The following is a 20,574-nucleotide window of genomic DNA, read 5'->3' on the forward strand; positions in this document are numbered from 1 at the left end:
GAGGAAAAGAAAATGAAGAATAAGAAAACGAAAAAGGGCTTTACGATTGTAGAGCTCGTCATCTTGGGCGTCGTTCTTGTTGCAGCCTTAACATTTATCATCATTGAAATGGCAAACCCAGGAGCTAGTATATCCGTTTGGATTAAGGATAATGTAGTAGATACAGAAAAAATAGGTAAGGATTTCATGACACATCTTCCTACTTTGATTCAAAGCATTATCTATATTGTTGTCATTTATGCTGTATGTAAGCTCATTCGTATGATTTTCCAATATAGAATGAAAAAATCGGATAGAGCGAAAACGGTATTAACCTTACTTGATGGACTTGTAAAATACGCATGTGCCATCGCAATTATTATCTTTGTGCTTCAGGCTTTAGGTGTGAATGCAACCGCAATCTTTGCCTCAGTAGGTATTTTAACCCTAGTTATAGGTTTAGGCTGCCAAAGTCTTATTGCCGATATCGTTGCAGGTATGTTCATCATTTTTGAAAATGAATACAACGTAGGTGAAATTGTAACGATTGATGATTTTAGAGGTACTGTAATCGAAATTGGTATTCGTGCAACAAAGCTATTAGATTATGCAGGAAATATTAAGATTATTAACAATTCCGATATTTCGAATGTAGTCAATATGTCTAGGGAATTATCCTTAGCTGTTGTAGATTGTCTATTCCCATATGATGTACCTGTACAGCATATTGAAAAGATTTTAAAGGATAATTTTGAAGCATTTAGAGTTAAAATACCAGGAATTGTAGAAGGACCATTCTACAAGGGTGTTTCTGATTTTGGTGCATCGAATATTGCTGTAACGATTATTGCAAAATGTCTAGAAGAGGATAGATACCAGGTTCAGCGTGATTTAATGAGAGAATATTACATCGCCTTCCACAATGCTGGTATTGATATTTCCTATGACCAAATTGTGGTTCAGCAATATGAGCCTACCCACTTGAATGTTTCAGAGGATCTTGAGAAGGAAACAACAGAATTCATCAAAGAACAAAGAGATGATTCTAAGGGTATGGAAACGGATAATAAGGAATAAGAATATGAGGTCTTCATTTTGAAGGCCTTTTTCTTATACCCTAGTTTTCTAAAATGGTCCTTTTTGGCACTCTTTGACACCCTTTGAAACTAAAATTTAAACTTTTGGCACTTTTTGATTGACAGTGCCAAAGAAAAGCCTTATAATGTAGTTGCACTTGAAGTTTGGGAGTGCAAATGTCCTAAAGGAGTGATGCTTGTGTTAACGGATAGGCAAAAGCTAATCTTAAAAGCAATAATTGAAGAGTATGTCACAACGAATGAGCCCGTTGGATCTAAGGTTTTAACAGAAAAGCCTTATTTAACATATTCTAGTGCGACCATTCGTTACGAAATGCAGCGTTTAGAGGAAACAGGATATTTAAAAAAGACACATACCTCCTCAGGTAGAATCCCATCGGAAATAGGCTATAGATATTATGTAGATCATTTAGTAATAAGGGATGAGGTTGTAAGTGAATATTTTAAATATGTAGATGAAATATTAGATAATACGACCATTGATAAGGCAGAAGCTATTAAGAAGCTTACAAACTTCTTAAGTAATTTAACTGGTTATTATACCGCAATCATTGGTACATCTAGTGAGCTTGCGAGGGTCTTAAAGATGGAAATTGTTCCACTTGAGTCGAATAATGAGGCTGTATTACTCATTGTTACATCTACAGGTGATGTTGAAAGCCGTAAGATTTATATTCCACAAGGATATAAAATGGATGACTTGATGCGAATCATTTCTATGTTTGATACTGCAATGTATGGTAGAAGCATTTATGAAATTAGGGATGTTTTATCAAAGGAGGCTTGTAAGCCAAGAATAAGACAAATGGTAGATTTCCAAGATGATATCTTAAATTTTATGATTAAATCGTTTGGAAATTTCTTAAAGGGCGAAACCTATGATGCTGGATTATCTAAGCTATTCAGTCAGCCTGAATTCCAAGATAGAGAGGTCATTCAAAAGGTTGTTGCCGCAATTAATAGTGAGGTAATGAAGAGCTTCACAACACAAGAAATTCAAGGCATTAAGATTCATATTGGCTCAGAGAATCTATGTAACGGACTTGAGGAATGCTCCATTATAACAATTCCATATTCGATTAATGAAAATGAAACGGGAACCATTCTATTCGTAGGTCCCACAAGAATGAATTATCGTGCTACAATTCCACTACTTGAATATGTAGCGAACAGTATGAAAAAATTAGATAAAAGGTAGTGATGATGTTGGATAGTGAGATTAAGGAAAAGTCTTTAGAGGAAGCTTTAGAAGAATCTGTAGATGAATCTAAAGAAGAATCTGTAGATGAATCTAAAGAAGAATCAAAAGAGGAAGTAAAAAAAGAATCAAAGAAAGAAAAGAAAGACAAGTATAAAGAGCAAATCCAAAAGCTTGAGGCTGAAAAAGAAAAGCTTGAAGAGGATTACAAAAACCTTAAGAATGAATATCTTAAGGCTTATGCGGAGCTTGAAAATACCAAAAAGAGAATTAAGGAAGAAGCAATTAAGGATCGTAAGTATGCATCTCAAAAGGTTGTTGGTGAATTAATCAATCCAATTGATATGCTTAAGACGATTGTAAATATGCCGGCTCCATCACCTGAAATACAAAATTATGTTATTGGATTTCAGATGATTACAAACCAATTAGTAGATATCCTAAAGGCTGAGGGATTAGCACCAATTGTAGCAAACGTTGGTGAAGAATTCGATCCAAAGGTTATGCAAGTAGTTGATACAGACTTTAAGGAAGACAAAAAGGAAAATGAAGTCTTAGCAATTAAGCAAGCAGGATATATGTATAAGGATAGAGTTCTAAGACCTACGATGGTTATTGTAAATAAAAAGAAAGAAGAAAAGGTAGAAGCAAAAGCTTCTGAAGAAGAATTAGTTAGTTAATAAGGAAAGAGGGAATTATTATGGCATCAAATAAGGTTATTGGTATCGATTTAGGTACAACAAATTCATGTGTTGCTGTTATGGAAGGACAGGACGCAAAGGTTATTACAAATCCAGAGGGAGCACGTACTACTCCATCTGTTGTAGCTTTCAAGAATGGTGAAATTCAGGTTGGTGATGTAGCAAAGAGACAGGCTATTACAAACCCTAACACAATTTCATCTATTAAAAGACATATGGGAGATAATGCTTACCGTGTAGATGTTGAGGGTAAGAAATATACTCCACAGGAAATTTCTGCAATGATTCTACAGAATCTAAAGAAGACTGCAGAGGCTTACTTAGGTGAGACTGTAGATAAGGCAGTAATTACAGTTCCTGCATATTTCAACGATGCACAGCGTCAGGCAACTAAGGATGCAGGTAAGATTGCAGGTCTTGATGTACTTCGTATCATCAATGAGCCAACTGCAGCTGCCCTAGCTTATGGTATTGATAAGCAGGATAAGGAAAAGACTGTATTAGTATTCGACTTAGGTGGAGGTACATTCGATGTATCTATCCTATCCTTAGCAGATGGTACATTTGAGGTATTAGCAACCGCAGGTGATAACGTACTTGGTGGTGATGATTACGATAAGATGGTTATGGATTGGTTAGTTGATGAATTCAAGAAGGAATCTGGTGTGGATCTATCTAACGATAAGATGGCACTTCAAAGATTAAAGGATGCAGCAGAAAAGGCAAAGAAGGACCTATCTGGTGTAACCTCTGTTGAAATTTCATTACCATTCATTTCTATGTCTCCAACATCCGGCCCATTACATTTAAATAGAACATTATCCAGAGCTAAGTTTGAGGATTTAACTCGTCCACTTACTGAGCGCTGTTTAGGACCAGTAAGAAGAGCATTAAAGGATGCTAAGCTAACTCCAAAGGATCTAGATGAGGTATTATTAGTTGGTGGTTCAACTCGTATGCCTGCAGTTCAGGAATTAGTTAAGAGAGAATTAGGCAAGGAGCCTAATAAGAGTGTTAACCCAGATGAGGTTGTAGCAATGGGTGCCGCAATCCAAGGTGGTGTATTAACTGGTGATGTTAAGGACGTATTATTACTAGATGTTACTCCATTATCCTTAGGTATTGAAACTTTAGGTGGTGTATCTACAGTAATGATTCCAAGAAACACTACAATTCCTTGCTCAAAGAGCCAGGTATTCTCTACAGCTGCAGATAACCAGCCAGCGGTTGATATCCATGTACTTCAGGGTGAGCGTCCTATGGCTCAGGATAACAAGACATTAGGTAGATTCCAGCTAGCGGATATTCCAGCTGCACCTCGTGGAGTTCCACAGATTGAGGTCAAGTTCGATATCGATGCGAACGGTATCGTTAATGTATCTGCAAAGAATTTAGGTACTGGTAAGGAACAAAAGATTACCATTCAGTCTGGTTCAGGCTTATCTGATGCTGAAATTGAACGTATGGTTAAGGAAGCAGAGGAAAATGCTGAATCCGATAAGAAGCGTAAGGAGGAGGCTGATCTATTAAATGAGGCTAATCAGCTAATCTTCCAGACTAAGAAGTCTCTAAATGACCTTAAGAATGTAGATCCTACAGAAAAGGCTAACGCAGAAAGCCTATGTGAGGAATTACAAAAGGCTATCGATAGCCATGACCTAAACTTAGTACGTACTAAGAAGGAAGAACTTGAAAAGGTAGCTCAGGATATCGCTATTAAGGCATATCAAGAGACTCAGGGCCAGGGAACTCCAAACGATGGTGGAAACCAGGGTGGCGCAGGCTCTGATGGAACAGTAGATGCTGATTTTTCGGATGTACAATAATAAATAGAGTTTAAGATTTTGAAGGGCAACTCTGCCCTTCAATTATCTTTGATATAGGAGGTGTAGTTATGGCAGCTAAGCGTGACTACTATGAGGTTTTAGGATTGCAAAAGGGAGCCTCAGATGATGAAATAAAAAAAGCATATCGTTCCTTGGCTAAGAAATATCATCCAGATTTAAATAAGGAACCAGGTGCTGAGGAAAAATTTAAGGAAATCAATGAGGCATATGAGACTTTATCCGATCCACAAAAGCGTGCAAGATATGATCAATATGGCTTTGATGATCCTACTGCTGGATTCGGTGGTGCAGGCGCATCTGGCTTTGGTGGTGCTGGCTTTGGTGGATTTGAGGATATTATTAATTCCTTCTTTGGTGGTGGAGGAAGAACCTCAAGTGGACCTCACCAGGGTGCGGATGTAGAAAAACAAATGAATATTACCTTCGAGGAGGCAGTTTTCGGCTGTAAAAAGAGAATCCGTATCACAGTAGATGATGAATGTATGAGCTGTGGTGGATCTGGTGCCGAATCGAAAAACGATGTAAAAACATGTCCTAAGTGTGGTGGACGTGGTCGAGTTATTATGCGTCAACAGACAATATTCGGCTACACCAATGTAGAGGCTCAGTGCCCAGACTGTAACGGAAAGGGTAAGATCATCACAAAGAAGTGTCCAGATTGTAATGGTAAGGGTAGAGTAAGAAGAACAAAAGAGGTCGATGTAAACATTCCAGCAGGTATCCTATCTGGTATGACCATTCGTGTGGCAGGTGCAGGTGAGGCTGGCTTTAATGGTGGCCCTAATGGCGATTTATATATCAAGATTTTTGCGGCTGAGCATCCACAATTTAAGCGTGATGGCCAAGATATCTATCTTGAAATTCCACTATCCTTCAGCCAAGCAGCCTTAGGTGATACTATCGAGGTTCCAACCGTCGATGGTAATGTTTCTTTAAAGATTCCTCAGGGAACTCAGCCAGGCACAAAGCTTCGTCTTAGAGGTAGAGGTACCAAAAACCCTAAGGGTGGATCCTCAAGAGGTGACCAATACGTCATTTGTAATGTCGTAGTTCCAACGAGCCTATCTAAGGAAGAGGCAGATATTATTTCTCAGCTACAAATGTGCGAAAAAAAGGAAAAGAAATCTCCTTGGGAAAAATTTAAGAGCTTATTTAAATAAGATATGGCCTGATTTCATCAGGTCTTTTCTCTTATGCTTGAATTGACGTTGGAATAATGATAAAATTACAATAGTTTACTTTTGGAGGTATTTGTTATGGAACAAAATCAATTTGAAGGATTAGAAGAGGTTGAACAGGAAGAAAATTTAATTCCTGATAATCAAAAAGAACTTAAGGAATATGAAAAGCTATTATTAGCTGAAAATAATCGAGAGCTTGCAGAGAAGGCTATCCATTTGGTTAACGCTGGTTGCTTTAATCAAGTAGAGGAGCCTGTAATTGATTTCTCAAAATACACAAGAATTGAAATGAAAAGAAAGTTTAAAGGCTTATATAACCTATATCAGAATAATGAAACTATGGAATTAGTATTCATTTGCCCTCTTGTTGAAAATAACAAGGGTGATGTAGATGAAAAAAAGAATATGGCACCATATGCATATGATTGTATTGTAACTGAGGCAATGGATGAGGAAACATATCAAATGGTATTAAAGGCTGCAAAGCATAATATTAGCGTATTCGTACCTGCCCTACGTATTACAGCTTATGCAGTTTATTTAGCCTTTGCTGCCATCGGCCTTGTTATTTGGGCTATGGCTTTCTTTACAATGGTAGATCAAAGCTTTGCTCAGGCTGTATATTTCTCTTGTTTCTATGCATGTGGCTTTATTACAGCTGATGTTTTAGGATTACCATTATTATTCCTAATGGAAATGAAATATAGAAAGTATAAAGAACAATAATTATGCAAAAATACTTCATCACAAAAGAAAATTTATCAAGTAGAGTTATTTTAGGCGATGATGCATACCAAATTCAAACAGTCCTACGCTTTAAGGGTGGGGAGAAGATAATGGTAAGTGATTCTAATAAAACCTATTATGCAAAAATTAATACCGTTACTAAGGATGAGGTTACTTTTGAAATATTAGAAGAAAAAGCCGGTAATACAGAGTTGCCGGTTTTTGTATCTATATTTCAAGGCTATCCTAAGGGCGATAAAATGGAAGAAATTATCAAGCATGGAACTGAGCTTGGTGCGAAAGAAATTGTTCCTACATTTATGAGGCGAAGCATAGTAAAGCTTGAAGAAAAAAAGATTCATTCTAAGCTTCTACGCTTTAGAAAAATAGCCAAAGAGGCCGCAGAACAATCCTATAGAGATAGTATTCCAGAAATACCTTCCATACCTCATCTAAAAACTATCGATTTTTCGTCTTTTGATGTAAAAATTGTATGTTATGAGGAATCTGCAAAAAATGGCGAATTAAAGGCATTTAAGAACATTATATCCAATTTAAGTGAGAATATGAGAGTCGCATGCGTCATTGGTCCTGAGGGTGGAATTGATGATGCGGAATTGGAATACCTAAAGGCTAAGGGCTTTATTCCTTGTGCCTTAGGTCCAAGAATATTAAGAACAGAAACAGCAGTATTTTATATATTATCTGCAATCAGTTATGAAATGGAGCTAAAAAAATGAAAAAGGTAGGCTTTATAACCTTAGGCTGCAAAGTGAACATTTATGAAAGCAATGCGCTAAAATGCGAGCTTACGGATAGAGGGTATATAGTAGGTGAGGCAGATAGCGATTGTGATTGCTTTATTATCAATACCTGTAGTGTAACGAATACAGCAGATTCTAAAAGCCGTAAAATGATTCATAAATGTATAAAAATGAATCCCTCTGCCATCATTTGTGTTATGGGCTGTTATGCCCAAACCAATGATGAGGTAAAGGAAATTGATGGAATCGATATTCTCATCGGTAATGGGAATAAGAAATCTGTAGTAGATACTATTGATTCTATGATTAGTGGAAAAAGAAAAGAAAAAAGAATCGATATTCTAAATATTTTAGAGACAACAGAGTATGAAAAGCTTGGTGTAACAAGCTATGATCACACTAGAGCCTTCGTTAAAATTGAGGATGGCTGTGAAAACTATTGTACCTATTGTATAATTCCTTTTGCTAGAGGAAGAGTAAGATGTAAGCCTATAGATGAGGTAATAGAGGAATTAAAAAGAATTACGAATGAGGGCTATTTAGAGGTTGTTTTATCCGGAATCCATACAGGAAGATACAAGGATCATGATGTTAATTTTTCAGGACTTGTTAAAAGAATATTGGATGAGGTACCAAAGCTTAAAAGACTAAGAGTATCCTCTATTGAAATGAATGAGGTAGATGATGAATTCATTGCTCTTATGAAGGGACATAAGGTCATTGCAAATCACTTGCATTTACCACTTCAATCAGGAAGTGATGTAATCCTATCGAAAATGGAAAGAAAATATGATGTAGGGGCATATATAGATAAGGTAAAAGCCCTAAGAAGTGCTAGACCAGATATTTCTATTACAACCGATGTCATTGTAGGATTCCCTTATGAAGGGGACGCTGAATTCATGGAAACCTATAATCTATGTAAGGATTTAGGCTTATCTAAGCTTCATGTTTTCCCCTATTCTATGAGAAAGGGCACTAAGGCATCCTTAATGCCTCAAATCAAGGATAGCGAGAAAAAGGATAGAGCGAAAAGACTAATCGAATTATCGAATCATCTAGAGGAGGAATACGCTAAGAAATTCATTGGAAGTATCCTAGATATTATTCCAGAACAGGAAACTCTAGGAGGAATGATGATGGGACATACCTCTAATTTCTTACAGGTATTTATGCCTAAGGATTTAGATAAAATAGGTAAGCTTTATAATGTAAAAATCACAAAAATAGAAAATGGTAAAATCTACGGAGAAATACTTTAAAAATTAATTTTTTTCTTATTGACAAAGGATTTACCATTATGTATAATACTTATTGCAGTTTGAACTGCAAGAGTATTAACGTGCCGGCGTGATGAAATTGGCAGACATGATAGACTTAGAATCTATTGCGACGAGCGTGCAGGTTCAAGTCCTGTCGCCGGCACCATATGAAAACAACAACTTTGATATGCTAAATATCAAAGTTTTTTTCTTTTTTAGTGGTGAAAATGCTCTTTTTTCTAAATTCTGGTCAGTGCAAAGTAAAAAGATTGAACATAATAGTGTATCAAAGTTGTTTTTCTCACCTTGGTCTCGACAACAAAATAAAACAAATGGTGAGATTCGGAATGTGTTAAATTTTAATATTGAAATTAAGAAAATGTATTAATTGGTGACAAAATTGGTGGCAAAATTGGTGACAAAGATTAAGCTTTTTTGATATAATAACAATGTAGAAAGAGGTGCCAAGAGGTTAAAAAGAGAAAATGAAAATGTAGAATTTAAAAAGAGTTCCGGAAAAGCAAATAATGCTATGAAATCTGTTTGTGGTATGCTAAACAAGTTTGGAGAAGGAACGATCTTTTTCGGTGTTAAGAATGATGGCACGGTTAGAACAAAAGTAAATTTTTATTCACTTTTGTTCAATCTATAGTTGTGCTATAATTCATTACAGACAAAAGGGAGGCACTTATGAATATTACGTTTGATGATGTTTCATTTAAATATATCGAAAGAAAAATATTAGACCATGCTTCCTTTTCTATTACAGATTTAGACAAGGTTGGTATTGTTGGTGTTAATGGTACAGGAAAAACCACAATGCTAAAGCTTATTATGGGTTATGAAAAGCCGAATTCAGGGGCTATTATCATTTCTGGTGGAATGAGAATAAATTATTTGATGCAAGATCCTATATTTGATGAAAATAAGGATTTATTATCCATTGTAATGGAGGAATCCACTAAGGAATACCCTGTTATAGAATATGAAGCCAAAAGCATTTTGACAAAGATGGGTTTTAGTGATTTAAGTGTTACAACCAAGCATTTTTCTGGTGGCCAAAGAAAAAGACTGGCCCTAGCTAAGGTATTAGTAACTCCATGTGATATTTTAATATTAGATGAGCCTACAAACCATTTAGATAATGAACTTATTTTATGGCTAGAAAAATATTTAATCAAATGGAAAAAAGGCTTATTCATGGTAACCCACGATAGATATTTCTTGCAAAGGGTTTGTAATAAAATGATGGAATTAGATTTTGGTAAAATCTATTTATATGATGCGAATTACGATTCCTTCTTAGCCTTAAAGGCTGAAAGACTTGAAGAAGAGGAAAAGGCTAGTAAGCACCTAAAGCAAATCCTAAAATCCGAAAAAGAATGGATGGGAAGAGGAGTAGAGGCAAGAAGAACGAAAAATAAGGCTAGAATCGAACGCTTTAAGGCTTTAAGTGAAATTGAATTTAATGAACAAAAATCTATGGAATTTAAAAGCATTGAAACAAGGCTTGGTAAAAAGCTTATTTCTATGAAGCATGCCTCTAAAGCCTTTAATGATCATATATTATTCCAAGATTTTAGTTTTGATTTAGCTAAGGATGATATCATTGGAGTCGTAGGTGATAATGGCGCAGGAAAATCCACCTTATTCCGTATTTTAATGGGGCTTGATCAATTATCTAGTGGAGAGCTTATTAAGGGTGAAACCCTAAGAATAGGCTATTTTTCTCAGAATTTAGAATTGATTGATCCAGAAATTAGAGTTATTGATTATATTAAGGACACAAAGAATATCATCGATACCCTAGAGGGTAAGATGGATGCAGAAACCCTACTTGAAAATTTCTTGTTTTCTAGGGATTTACAATACACTAAGGTTAAGATGCTATCGGGTGGAGAAAAAAGAAGATTACAGCTTGTAAAGGTTCTAATCGACAACCCGAATGTATTATTATTTGATGAACCTACGAATGATTTAGATTTATATACCTTAGAAATATTAGAGAATTATTTAATGGATTTTAAAGGACCTATTTTAGTTGTATCTCACGATAGATATTTCCTAGATAAAATATGTAATAAGCTATTTATTTTCAAAAATGGCTATATTGAAGAATCCTTATTATCCTTTAGCGAATATCTATCAAAGAATGATTCGAATACGATAAAGGAAGAGGCTATCAAAAAGGAAAAGCCTAAGGCAAACCGTATGCCAAGCGCACTTCGTCGTGAGCTTGAAGAGGCTGAGGGTAGAATGCCTAAAATTGAAGAAAGAATCCGTGAAATAGAAAAAGAATTAGAAGAATGCCAAACGGATTATAAAAAGCTAATGGAATTATCTTTAGAAAAGGATAATTTATCTATGGAATATGATTCTTTAATGGAACGTTATTTTGAATTGCTAGAAATAAAGGAGTCCTATAAGATATGATGCATGAATATTATCAGGTTTATGATAAAAACCTAAAACCATGTGATTTATTAATAGAACGTCCAAATCATATACCTGAAGGGTATTATTTTGGAATTGTAGAATGTGTTTGTTATAACTTAAGAAATGATTCCTTTTTGATGACAAAAAGAAGTAAGGATAAGCCCTATATGGCAGGACATTTAGAGGTAACTGTTGGCTGTATGCAGCATGGAGAAGAACCCCTTGAATCCATAAAAAGAGAATTGATGGAGGAAACTGGTATACGCCCAAATAGAATCTCACTTTTTAAAACCTTTATATCGGATCATGCAATAGCTCATACCTTTCTTGCCATTTTAGATATTGAGGCAGATTCTATTGTTTTACAAAAGGGAGAAACAGATGCTTATTATTGGTTTAAGGAAGAAGAATTTAAAGAAATTTGGAAGGGGAGCCTAATAACCCAGGTTCAAAAAGCTAGAATATCGCCAAATATTGAAAAAATAATAGAGCAAATAAAGGTGATGAAGAATGAACAATAAAAGAAATTTATACTTTGGAGTTATAGGGATGGTGTTAGGCATTACCTTAGCACTCATTGGTATCCTATATTATGATTATTTCCTTCATGCCATTTGTATTTCTGTTGGTATTGTTATCATACTTGTGAACATATATCCTTTATTATTTTCCTTTAAGGAAATGAAATATAATAAAAGATTTATATATATGTTTATCACATCTCTTATATTTATTCTTTTAGGAATAGTATTCATCATCAACCATGAGATGATTATTTCTATTATTTTTGGTGTATTTCTAATCCTTTTATCTTTCATTCGTATCCTGTTAGCTAAAAACCATAAAATGCGATTTTTACATGAGGTTCCCTATATTCTTTTAGGATTGGCATTAGTTTTAAATATATCTCATGTTATATTCCAAGTTGCAATTGTAGCCTTTGGTATATTACTTGCAATGTATAGTGGATTATATTTATTATTAATTGTGTTTGGCAAAATTAAAAGAAATGATAATGAAGCAGAAGAGGCAGATTAATGCCTCTCTTTTTCTCTTTCAAATAAAGATAAGGATATATCATTATTACTCAAGTTTTCATATTTTTGTTTCTTAAAACTTGAATTATATCACATTATGACATAAAAAAATGTTTGACAAGCTTTACATTTGTTGATATACTACAACCGATATGGAGAGTTTGTCAGTTTCTGACATAAGGAGGCTTTTATGGCAAAAGTAGCAATTATTACAGATTCGAATAGTGGAATCACACAGAAGGAAGCAAAGGAATTAGGAATTCGAGTTGTTCCTATGCCATTTATGATAGATGGTGAGGAATATTTAGAGGATATAACATTAACACAAGAACAATTTTATGAAAAATTAAAAGGAGAGGCGAATGTATCTACTTCGCAGCCTTCCATTGGGTTTGTAAATTCTGTATGGGATGAGGCACTTGAATCCTATGATGAGGTAGTCTATATCCCTATGTCTAGCGGATTATCCAATTCCTGCCAAAGTGCTTTAGTTAGTGCTGAGGCAATGTATAAGGATAAGGTATTCGTTGTCGATGATCAAAGAATTTCTGTAACACAGCGTCAGCATACCCTAGATGCCATTAATCTTGCAAAGAAGGGCTATAGTGGAAAAGAGATTAAAGAGATCTTAGAAAGAGAAAAATTTAATTCAGATATTTATATTACATTAGATACTCTTTATTATTTAAAGAAGGGTGGAAGAATCACTCCTGCAGCTGCAGCCTTAGGTGGCTTATTAAAGCTTAAGCCTATTTTAACAATTAAGGGTGAAAAGCTAGATAAATATAGAATGAGAAATCGCGATTTGAATAATGCAAAGAAGATTATGATTTCTGCTTGTGAAGCATCCATCAATGGTTTTTTAAAGGATTTAGATGGTAGAACCGATAATGTATATTTAGAGGTTGCCTATACAGGTACGGATAAGGGCCCTGTATTAGAATTTATTAAAGAAATAGAAGAGGTTTTCCCTAATAGGCATATCGATTGCTGCCCACTTTCCTTATCTGTTTCTTGCCATATTGGTACAGGAGCACTTGCGATGGCGATATCTAAGGCTATTCCAGAACTTGAAGAATAACAAAATTGAGCCAAATGATTTGGCTCTTTTTTTCAAAATATATTTTTCGTAATCAATGATAAAAATGGCTTTTTCTTGTTTACATATAAAAAATATAGTATAATACAACATAAGTTGAGGTGTTGGATATGAAAAACAAAAAGATTCATCCCTACATTATAATCATTGTAAGCTTTTTAAGTATTATTATCGTTGGAACAATTCTTTTAGTTATGCCATTTACAACAAAGGACTATCATTCCATTGGATTTGTGGATTCTCTATTTATGGCAACCAGTGCTGTATGTGTTACAGGTCTTGCTACAAATAGTGTTACAAATTTTACGATTTATGGAAAAATCGTTATGGTAATACTTATGGAAATAGGAGGATTATCCTTCATTACAATCGCTATATTTTTCTATACGATGATTGGTGCTAAAATTGGAGTTTCCAATAGATTTTTACTTAGAGAGGCATTAAACCAACACTCTGTATCTGGTTTAATACCGCTCGTCAGAAAAATTGTTATTATATCCTTTTCTGTTCAAATTATATGTGCTGGAATTAATATGTTTTCCTTCACACATTATTTTGATAATTGGTGGGATGCATTAGGAGTATCCTTATTCCATTCTGCATCCGCATTTAATAATGCAGGATTTGATATTTTTGGCGATTTAGGTGAGGATTCCTTAATCCGATTTAAGGATGATATTTTAGTAAATATGACAACAATATCTATGATTATCATTGGATCTTGTGGATTTGTTGTAATAGATGATATCTTTAAAAAGAGATTTAAATGGAAGAGGCTCTCTCTTCATTCTAAGCTAGCTATTGTTACGACATTATTCTTAATCTTCGGTGGTGCATTACTCATTAAAGTAACACTAAGAGATCCAGATTTTACATGGCTTCAGGCACTTTTCGGGTCAGTAACCTGTAGAACTGCAGGCTTTACAACCTACAATTTAGCGAATTTAAAGGATTATCCAGGTGCTTATTTAATGTATGTTGTTTTAATGCTTATTGGTGCATCCCCTTGTGGTACTGGTGGTGGTGTTAAAACGACAACTTTAGCCGTCGTTTTAATTGCGATTGTGTTCTATGCAAGAGGTAAAAGTGCTAGAGCCTTCGGAAGAAAAATATCCAATGAGCAAATATTTAAAGCGTTTGTTTTAATTGGTATGTGTGTACTTATTGTATTCTTAGGTGCCTTCTCAGTAAGTATTGTACAGACAGATAGAACCTTAGCAGGTACAACAGATACGTATGGTATGCAAGAAATCCTATTTGAGGTTGCGAGTGCATTCTCAACAACAGGATTATCTATGGGTATTACTACAAGCTTAAATGCTGCAAGTAGAATTATATTATGCTTTATTATGTTCTTTGGTAGACTTGGCCCATTAACTATCATTGGTGTAGTGAATAAGAATTGGCTTGGTGCTTCAAAAGAAGAGATAAAATATGTAGAGGAGAATGTGATTATAGGATGAGAAAGATACAACAAAAGAAATCATTTATGATTATAGGTCTTGGTCGTTTTGGTGCAAATATTGCCAAGATGTTAGCAAATATGGATGCAGATGTTTTAGCTATTGATATTGATGAGGAATCCGTAACTAAGGTTGCTCCGTTTGTCCCACATTGCCTTGTTGCAGACTCCACAAAGGCAAATGCCTTAAAGGAGCTTGGAGCAAATCAAATTGACCATGCGGTAGTTGCGATTGGTAACAATTTACAGGCATCTATTTTAACCGTTTTAAATTTAAAGAACTTCGGTGTAAAAAAGATTACGGTTCGTGCAGACGAAGAAGGACATAAAGAGGTTTATAGAATGCTTGGAGCAACAGAGGTAATCATTCCTGAAGAGGCAACAGCACTTTCCTTAGCAAACCAAATCATGTCCGATTCCATTTTGGATTATTATCAGCTATCAGAGGATTACACAATGGTAAAGATCTCTGTTGGTGAGGGCTTTGAGCCTAAGAGCATTATCGATATGAATGTTCGTGTATTATTTGATGTAAATATTGTTGGTGTCATTAAAAATGATAAATTTGCAATTCCTAAGCCTATGGATTTAATTGTTCCAGGAGACATTTTAGTTGTTGTGGGTACTAAGGATAATTATTCTAAGTTTGAGCAATTCTTAAATGTTAAGTCAAAGCCAAAGGTAGAAGAAAAGAAGCCTGCCCCTGAAAAAAAGGCTCAAGCTAAGCCTAAAGCGAATGCTAAGGAGACAAAAAAGAAATAATGCGAGCTCTTTTAGTACATAATCCTAACAGTAGAAAAAGGCTTAAGACAAAAGAAATCGATTATATAAAAAAAGAATTGTCTGTGGAATACACCACAGACATTTTTGAAACTTTAGGAAGAGGCTCTATTAAAGAATATGTATCTATTCATGCGAAGGATTATGATTTAATCATTGCCTCAGGTGGAGATGGCACCATACATGAGGCTATAATAGGCATTCTAAATAGCAAGAAAAATCCTACTTTAGCCATCATTCCAAGAGGAACGATGAATGATGTAGCAAAGTGCTATAAAATACCTAAAAACCTTAAAAAATGCGTAAAAATCATTATAAAAGGAAATTCCATAGAAAGGAATGCATACCATGTAAATGATACGTATTTCCTATATGGACTAGCTATAGGTCGATATACTTCTGTATCCTATAGAGCAGATAAAAAGAAGGAACTGGGAAGGCTTGCCTATTATTTTGCTTGTATAAAGGATTTCTTTAAATCAAAAGCGACAGATGTAAACATAAATGGAATTAATTTAAAAATATCACAAGCATTTATTATTGATAATAAATACATGGCAGGATACCCTATAGAAGCTATAAATGATGATTCGATTCATTTGAAATACATCCTATCCAAAAATAGATTTATAGATACGTTTAAATTCCTTTTCTTTTTACTATCTAAAGCCAAAAGACATTCTAATGAAATTATAGGTAAGGATATAAAAATAGATGGAAAAAACATATGCTTTACTCTGGATGGAGAAAGATATATTACAAGCCATGCAACAATAAATAAGCTTAATAATGCAATAAAAATTATTACAGGAGAACAAAAGGAAATCATAATTTAGTTGTGATTTTCTTTTCTTTTGGGTTGGGAAGCATCACAATATTTTTGCATTGATTTCTATTATTATTCGTATTATAACGAAGGCTTTATCTGTTACATAAACAATATTTATGTTATTGTACCTATTCAAAAAACAGACAATAAATTTAGAGATTATTTTCATTTTTAAGATATTGAAAACGTTTTTATTTTGTGATATACATAAATATAGAATATTTATGAAAACACAAGTATAGAAAAAGTAATAAAGGCAAAACTAGAGTAATCTAGCGACGCAAAGCTAAAGGGGCCATAGGGAGATGGCTAGCCAGTTACCGATTATATTGGGGGGACTGGCTTTTATTCTTCAAAAACGTAGGAGTGAGATTTATGAGTACAAGAGAAAGGACAACTAGAAAATGGGTAACCAAAGTTTTATCTGTAGTTGCAGTATTGGTTGCCCTTTTTGTGCTTGTCTTTTCTTTATTCTCAAATCCTTTTACTCGTGTATATGGTTTATCAAAGGAAGTATCTACAGAAGCAGAATTAAAGAGTGCACTTGAAGCACCAGAGTATGATGAAATTATTGTTACAGCATCGATTACATTAACAAATGGTACAACCTTAGATGGTGATTTAGATGACGATGGGGTAAGAAAGACCATTCGTGCTTTAGTTACAGGTACAACCGATCAGGGTGTAATCAATAGCAATGCATCCAATTACACACTATTCTATATTGCAAAAAATGCAACAGTACATATTAACAACTGTATCATTAAGGGTGGAAGAAATAGTGCTATCGTTAATGGTGCAAGCGATAGTGCAACCTCAAATAATTCCACGCTTTATATCGATAAATCACAAATCTCTAATTCAGGTTCAGCATCCACTCATGGTGGTGGTATAAGAAATACCGTTGGAGGTAAAATTGTACTTACCAATTCATCAATTACAAGAAATGTTGCTGAATATGGTGCTGGATTCCAAAATCAGCAAGGTACATTTATATTAGATAATTGTTCCGTTTCTGAAAATAGAAGCTTATCCTATGGTGGTGGCGGTGGAGAAAACACGGGTAACAACAAGGGGAATGGCACAAATGCTTATATGTATATTTACAATTCCACGATTGCAAATAATACCTCAAAGGAAATTGGTGGAGGTATCAATAACTGTAAGAATGGTAATTTATATGTAATTAATTCAACTGTTGCAGGTAATGCAACAACGAATGGTACATTTTCTGGTGGTGGTATTGGTAATAATGATTCTACCCTAGTTTGTACAAACTCAATTTTATTAGACAATGTATATCTTTCTAGCGATACAGTAGAAGAACAGGATGCCTATGAATATTCTTCTGGTTCTGTAACGCTTGAGGGCTGTGTATATGGCACAGTAACAGGTAAGACAGCAGCTCTTGCGAATGCAATTAAGGTTGAGGATTCCTGCTATAAGGCAAGTGAGGATGATTCTGTATTTGCAGCAACAAAGACAGGATCCTTAATTAATGAAGATGGCTCACAGGGTACTCTAACCTATAATCAGGTTGCTTTAGTTAAGGATGAAAATGGAGTTACCTATGCTCCAATTGCATCCGATTCTATGGCAATATCTGGCAATTCAAGCCTAACACCAGTAAAGGTTGAATTTGATCATTCCAATTTATCTGATATTACCTATAATACAGGAGATTCTTGCTCAAGCACAACCATAGCTCCAACGACCATTGGTGGTGGTATGGCAATGAAGGATAGCGAAAGAATTGTAACAGTTACAGTTTTCGTAAACCAAGACTTCCAGGTTAGTGGTGGTACAGTATATGGAGATTCCTATATTGTTGATACTGAGGGGACAACAGATATTACACTTTCTGCAACTCAAAAGGCAAATAAGGAAAATGAAACTGTTGTGTGGACACTTGTAAACGAGGATAGCAAGGAGCTTACCATCATCTCAACAGAAAATCCTTATACCATTGATACATCCTCCTCAAGTGATATCATGCAAAATTCATGGGATGCATCTAAAAATGCATATGATATTGTATTACAGCCAATTTGTATGTCCTTAGATTGTATAGCTGCCGATAAGAGTGTAGATTTAAGTTGGAATTTATCATGGTCGAATACGTATTCTAACTCCTATAACTTAACAAATACGATTTCAAACTATGAGGTATATTATGGATTAGTTAATGATTTTAATTCATCATCAACTACCTATTATCAAGAAACAACAAGTACCAATATTACCGTAAGTGGTTTATCAAATGAAACAACATATTATTTCTTTGTTGTACCTAAGTTTAATAACAAAAAGACAGAGGATAGTGTAGGCTATGTTACGGAAACTCCAGTAGGGTCTGGAGTTAAAACCTATGTGCTTACAGATTCTATTGAAGATGGTGCAAGCTATTTAATTGTAAGTAGCAGTAGTGCAGGTAGTGCAAATGCGTTAGTTAGCGGAAGCAATGCAGGATCCTTTCAAAATGTGACAGTAAAGACTCTATCTGGTGCAAGCTATATTGAAGTTGATCCAAGTGATGCAATGCTATGGACTGTAACCCAAAATAATACGAATTATAGAATTCATTCAGAAAATTATTATATAAGTCTATCAAGTAAAGTTCTTTCTACAACAGCACAAAACTTAACAGTAGCATTTACGAATTCTGCGGCAACTATAAGGTATTCAAGTGGTTGGAGAACATATTATTTGGACATTACTGATACAACCCCAAAAAGATCACCTGCTGCATCGAATGTATATTTCTATAAGTTAAAATCTAAAGCAGATGCTCCAACTACCATTCAATCATCTATGCAATCCACTATGGGAGTAGATTCTGGTAGAATTACAGGGCTTACTACAGCTATGGAATATTCTACAGATGGTTTAAATTGGATGGATGTTACCAGAACAACTATGGAAAATGTAGCTGTTGGAAATTATTATTTCCGTTATAAGGAAACTTTCCTTTCTTATGCATCCGCTGCAGTTACAGTTAAGGTTCTACCAAAATGTATTATAGGCTTATCTATTAAGCAATCTTTAAATTTAAACTATACTGCATTCGATAGCCTAGATTTATCGAATCTAATTGTAACGATTATCTATAATGATGAAACGACTAAGGATGTCGCATTTAATGATTTTAATTCACTTGATTCTAGTGTTTATGAAAGAGAAGATGGTGTAATTACAGTATCTAAAACCAATGGAGTAACCCTACACTGTAGTGATAATGCTACAAAGATTATCGTTGATTTAGATGGCTTTAGTGCAACAACGTTAGCATTAAATATTTCTCACAAGCTAAATCTTGTTGATGCTTTAGCACCAACCTGTGAGAATAATGGTCATAATGCTTATTATATTTGTGATGATTGTGGCGCTATTTATGATACAAATCATAATGAAGTTACTTTAGAATCCTTAAGCGTACCAAGCATTGGTCATACTTATGGTGATGCAACTTATGTGTGGTCTAGTGATAATTCAAACTGCACTGCAACACTCGTTTGTCAAAATGATGCAAGCCATAAGATTATAGAAGAGGCAAATATAACATCAGAAATCACAACAGCTCCAACCTGTACGAATACAGGTACAATGACCTATACTGCTACATTTAGTGATTCTAGGTTTACTACTCAAACCAAGACTGTTCAAATGGAAGCCTTAGGTCATGATTATGATTATTCAAATGGTACATGGAATTGGCATAACAATTATTATGTAACCCTAGAGGCAACATGTAAGAATGATCCAACCCATAAGACAACTCTACAGGCTACAATCACAAACGAAATAACTAAGGATGCAACCTGCCTAGAGGATGGTATTAGAACCTATACGGCAAAGGTTACTGTAGATGGTATTGATTATACCAAGACTCACGAAGAGAAAGTTGAAAAGCTAGGCCATAGCTATAGCTACCCAAGCTATGTATGGACAAGTGATAATTCAAGCTGTACTGCAACAAGAGTATGTCAAAATGATGCAAGTCATAAGATTATAGAAGAGGCAAATATAACATCAGAAATCACAACAGCTCCAACCTGTACGAATACAGGAGTAATGACTTATACAGCTACATTTAGTGATTCTAGTTTTGCTACTCAAACAAAGAATGCTCAAATCGCTGCCTTAGGTCATGATTATGATTATTCTAATGGTACATGG

16 protein-coding genes, 1 tRNA gene and 1 riboswitch are annotated in these 20,574 nt (G+C 34.7%); all 17 genes read left to right on the top strand.

All coding sequences use genetic code 11. The features are described 5' to 3' along the window. The first annotated feature begins 12 nt into the window (after positions 1-12). Positions 13-1,056: a mechanosensitive ion channel family protein gene (locus SPJ17_RS04385; RefSeq protein ID WP_321093051.1), complete on the top strand. Its 1,044-nt coding sequence runs from the start codon at positions 13-15 to the stop codon at positions 1,054-1,056. Between the two features lie 198 nt (positions 1,057-1,254). Then, positions 1,255-2,274 carry a heat-inducible transcriptional repressor HrcA gene (gene hrcA, locus SPJ17_RS04390; protein ID WP_321093053.1) on the top strand — a complete coding sequence of 340 codons (1,020 nt, stop codon included), beginning with the start codon at positions 1,255-1,257 and terminating at the stop codon, positions 2,272-2,274. A gap of 2 nt (positions 2,275-2,276) precedes the next feature. Further along, positions 2,277-2,954, top strand: coding sequence for a nucleotide exchange factor GrpE (locus SPJ17_RS04395; RefSeq protein ID WP_321093054.1), 678 nt, complete (start codon positions 2,277-2,279; stop codon positions 2,952-2,954). A gap of 20 nt (positions 2,955-2,974) precedes the next feature. Further along, positions 2,975-4,801 (top strand): molecular chaperone DnaK, encoded by a 1,827-nt coding sequence (gene dnaK, locus SPJ17_RS04400; RefSeq protein ID WP_321093055.1) that lies wholly within the window; start codon positions 2,975-2,977, stop codon positions 4,799-4,801. A 68-nt stretch (positions 4,802-4,869) separates the two neighbouring features. Next, a complete protein-coding gene (gene dnaJ / locus SPJ17_RS04405; protein ID WP_321093056.1) occupies positions 4,870-5,982 on the top strand; it encodes a molecular chaperone DnaJ in 1,113 nt (370 codons plus the stop codon). 96 nt (positions 5,983-6,078) lie between these two features. Beyond that, positions 6,079-6,729 (top strand): hypothetical protein, encoded by a 651-nt coding sequence (locus SPJ17_RS04410; RefSeq protein ID WP_321093057.1) that lies wholly within the window; start codon positions 6,079-6,081, stop codon positions 6,727-6,729. A gap of 2 nt (positions 6,730-6,731) precedes the next feature. Further along, positions 6,732-7,469, top strand: a complete 738-nt coding sequence (locus SPJ17_RS04415; RefSeq protein WP_321093059.1) for an RsmE family RNA methyltransferase — start codon at positions 6,732-6,734, stop codon at positions 7,467-7,469. Further along, positions 7,466-8,755 carry a tRNA (N(6)-L-threonylcarbamoyladenosine(37)-C(2))-methylthiotransferase MtaB gene (gene mtaB / locus SPJ17_RS04420; RefSeq protein WP_321093061.1) on the top strand — a complete coding sequence of 430 codons (1,290 nt, stop codon included), beginning with the start codon at positions 7,466-7,468 and terminating at the stop codon, positions 8,753-8,755. The genes SPJ17_RS04415 and mtaB overlap by 4 nt, the downstream gene beginning before the upstream one ends. An 82-nt stretch (positions 8,756-8,837) precedes the next feature. Then, positions 8,838-8,921, top strand: a tRNA-Leu gene (locus tag SPJ17_RS04425). 524 nt (positions 8,922-9,445) lie between these two features. After that, positions 9,446-11,188 (top strand): ABC-F family ATP-binding cassette domain-containing protein, encoded by a 1,743-nt coding sequence (locus SPJ17_RS04430; protein WP_321093062.1) that lies wholly within the window; start codon positions 9,446-9,448, stop codon positions 11,186-11,188. Beyond that, the gene (locus SPJ17_RS04435; RefSeq protein ID WP_321093064.1) at positions 11,185-11,712 is read left to right on the top strand and encodes an NUDIX domain-containing protein; all 528 of its coding nucleotides are present in this window, start codon (positions 11,185-11,187) and stop codon (positions 11,710-11,712) included. The genes SPJ17_RS04430 and SPJ17_RS04435 overlap by 4 nt, the downstream gene beginning before the upstream one ends. Then, on the top strand, positions 11,702-12,229 hold the full coding sequence (locus SPJ17_RS04440; RefSeq protein ID WP_321093065.1) for a hypothetical protein: 528 nt from the start codon (positions 11,702-11,704) through the stop codon (positions 12,227-12,229). The genes SPJ17_RS04435 and SPJ17_RS04440 overlap by 11 nt, the downstream gene beginning before the upstream one ends. A gap of 189 nt (positions 12,230-12,418) precedes the next feature. After that, on the top strand, positions 12,419-13,309 hold the full coding sequence (locus SPJ17_RS04445) for a DegV family protein (protein ID WP_321093066.1): 891 nt from the start codon (positions 12,419-12,421) through the stop codon (positions 13,307-13,309). A gap of 128 nt (positions 13,310-13,437) precedes the next feature. Further along, positions 13,438-14,790, top strand: coding sequence for a potassium transporter TrkG (locus tag SPJ17_RS04450; protein WP_321093068.1), 1,353 nt, complete (start codon positions 13,438-13,440; stop codon positions 14,788-14,790). After that, the gene (locus SPJ17_RS04455) at positions 14,787-15,551 is read left to right on the top strand and encodes a TrkA family potassium uptake protein (RefSeq protein ID WP_321093070.1); all 765 of its coding nucleotides are present in this window, start codon (positions 14,787-14,789) and stop codon (positions 15,549-15,551) included. Before SPJ17_RS04450 ends, SPJ17_RS04455 begins: the two co-directional genes overlap by 4 nt. After that, entirely contained in the window at positions 15,551-16,405 is an 855-nt protein-coding gene (locus SPJ17_RS04460; RefSeq protein ID WP_321093071.1) for a diacylglycerol kinase family protein, read from the top strand. Before SPJ17_RS04455 ends, SPJ17_RS04460 begins: the two co-directional genes overlap by 1 nt. 238 nt (positions 16,406-16,643) lie before the next feature. Beyond that, positions 16,644-16,723, top strand: a riboswitch (cyclic di-GMP riboswitch). A 50-nt stretch (positions 16,724-16,773) separates the two neighbouring features. Then, positions 16,774-20,574: hypothetical protein (locus SPJ17_RS04465; RefSeq protein ID WP_321093073.1), on the top strand; the 3,801-nt coding region annotated here is incomplete at its 3' end.

The organism is Anaeroplasma sp. (assembly GCF_034179385.1).
GTDB lineage: Bacteria > Bacillota_I > Bacilli_A > Acholeplasmatales > Anaeroplasmataceae > Anaeroplasma.

Coding starts and splice junctions, on each gene's coding strand:
- SPJ17_RS04385 (WP_321093051.1), top strand. CDS start 13: ATGAAGAATAAGAAAACGAAAAAGGGCTTTACGATTGTAGAGCTCGTC.
- SPJ17_RS04395 (WP_321093054.1), top strand. CDS start 2,277: ATGATGTTGGATAGTGAGATTAAGGAAAAGTCTTTAGAGGAAGCTTTA.
- dnaK (WP_321093055.1), top strand. CDS start 2,975: ATGGCATCAAATAAGGTTATTGGTATCGATTTAGGTACAACAAATTCA.
- dnaJ (WP_321093056.1), top strand. CDS start 4,870: ATGGCAGCTAAGCGTGACTACTATGAGGTTTTAGGATTGCAAAAGGGA.
- SPJ17_RS04410 (WP_321093057.1), top strand. CDS start 6,079: ATGGAACAAAATCAATTTGAAGGATTAGAAGAGGTTGAACAGGAAGAA.
- SPJ17_RS04415 (WP_321093059.1), top strand. CDS start 6,732: ATGCAAAAATACTTCATCACAAAAGAAAATTTATCAAGTAGAGTTATT.
- mtaB (WP_321093061.1), top strand. CDS start 7,466: ATGAAAAAGGTAGGCTTTATAACCTTAGGCTGCAAAGTGAACATTTAT.
- SPJ17_RS04430 (WP_321093062.1), top strand. CDS start 9,446: ATGAATATTACGTTTGATGATGTTTCATTTAAATATATCGAAAGAAAA.
- SPJ17_RS04435 (WP_321093064.1), top strand. CDS start 11,185: ATGATGCATGAATATTATCAGGTTTATGATAAAAACCTAAAACCATGT.
- SPJ17_RS04440 (WP_321093065.1), top strand. CDS start 11,702: ATGAACAATAAAAGAAATTTATACTTTGGAGTTATAGGGATGGTGTTA.
- SPJ17_RS04445 (WP_321093066.1), top strand. CDS start 12,419: ATGGCAAAAGTAGCAATTATTACAGATTCGAATAGTGGAATCACACAG.
- SPJ17_RS04450 (WP_321093068.1), top strand. CDS start 13,438: ATGAAAAACAAAAAGATTCATCCCTACATTATAATCATTGTAAGCTTT.
- SPJ17_RS04455 (WP_321093070.1), top strand. CDS start 14,787: ATGAGAAAGATACAACAAAAGAAATCATTTATGATTATAGGTCTTGGT.
- SPJ17_RS04460 (WP_321093071.1), top strand. CDS start 15,551: ATGCGAGCTCTTTTAGTACATAATCCTAACAGTAGAAAAAGGCTTAAG.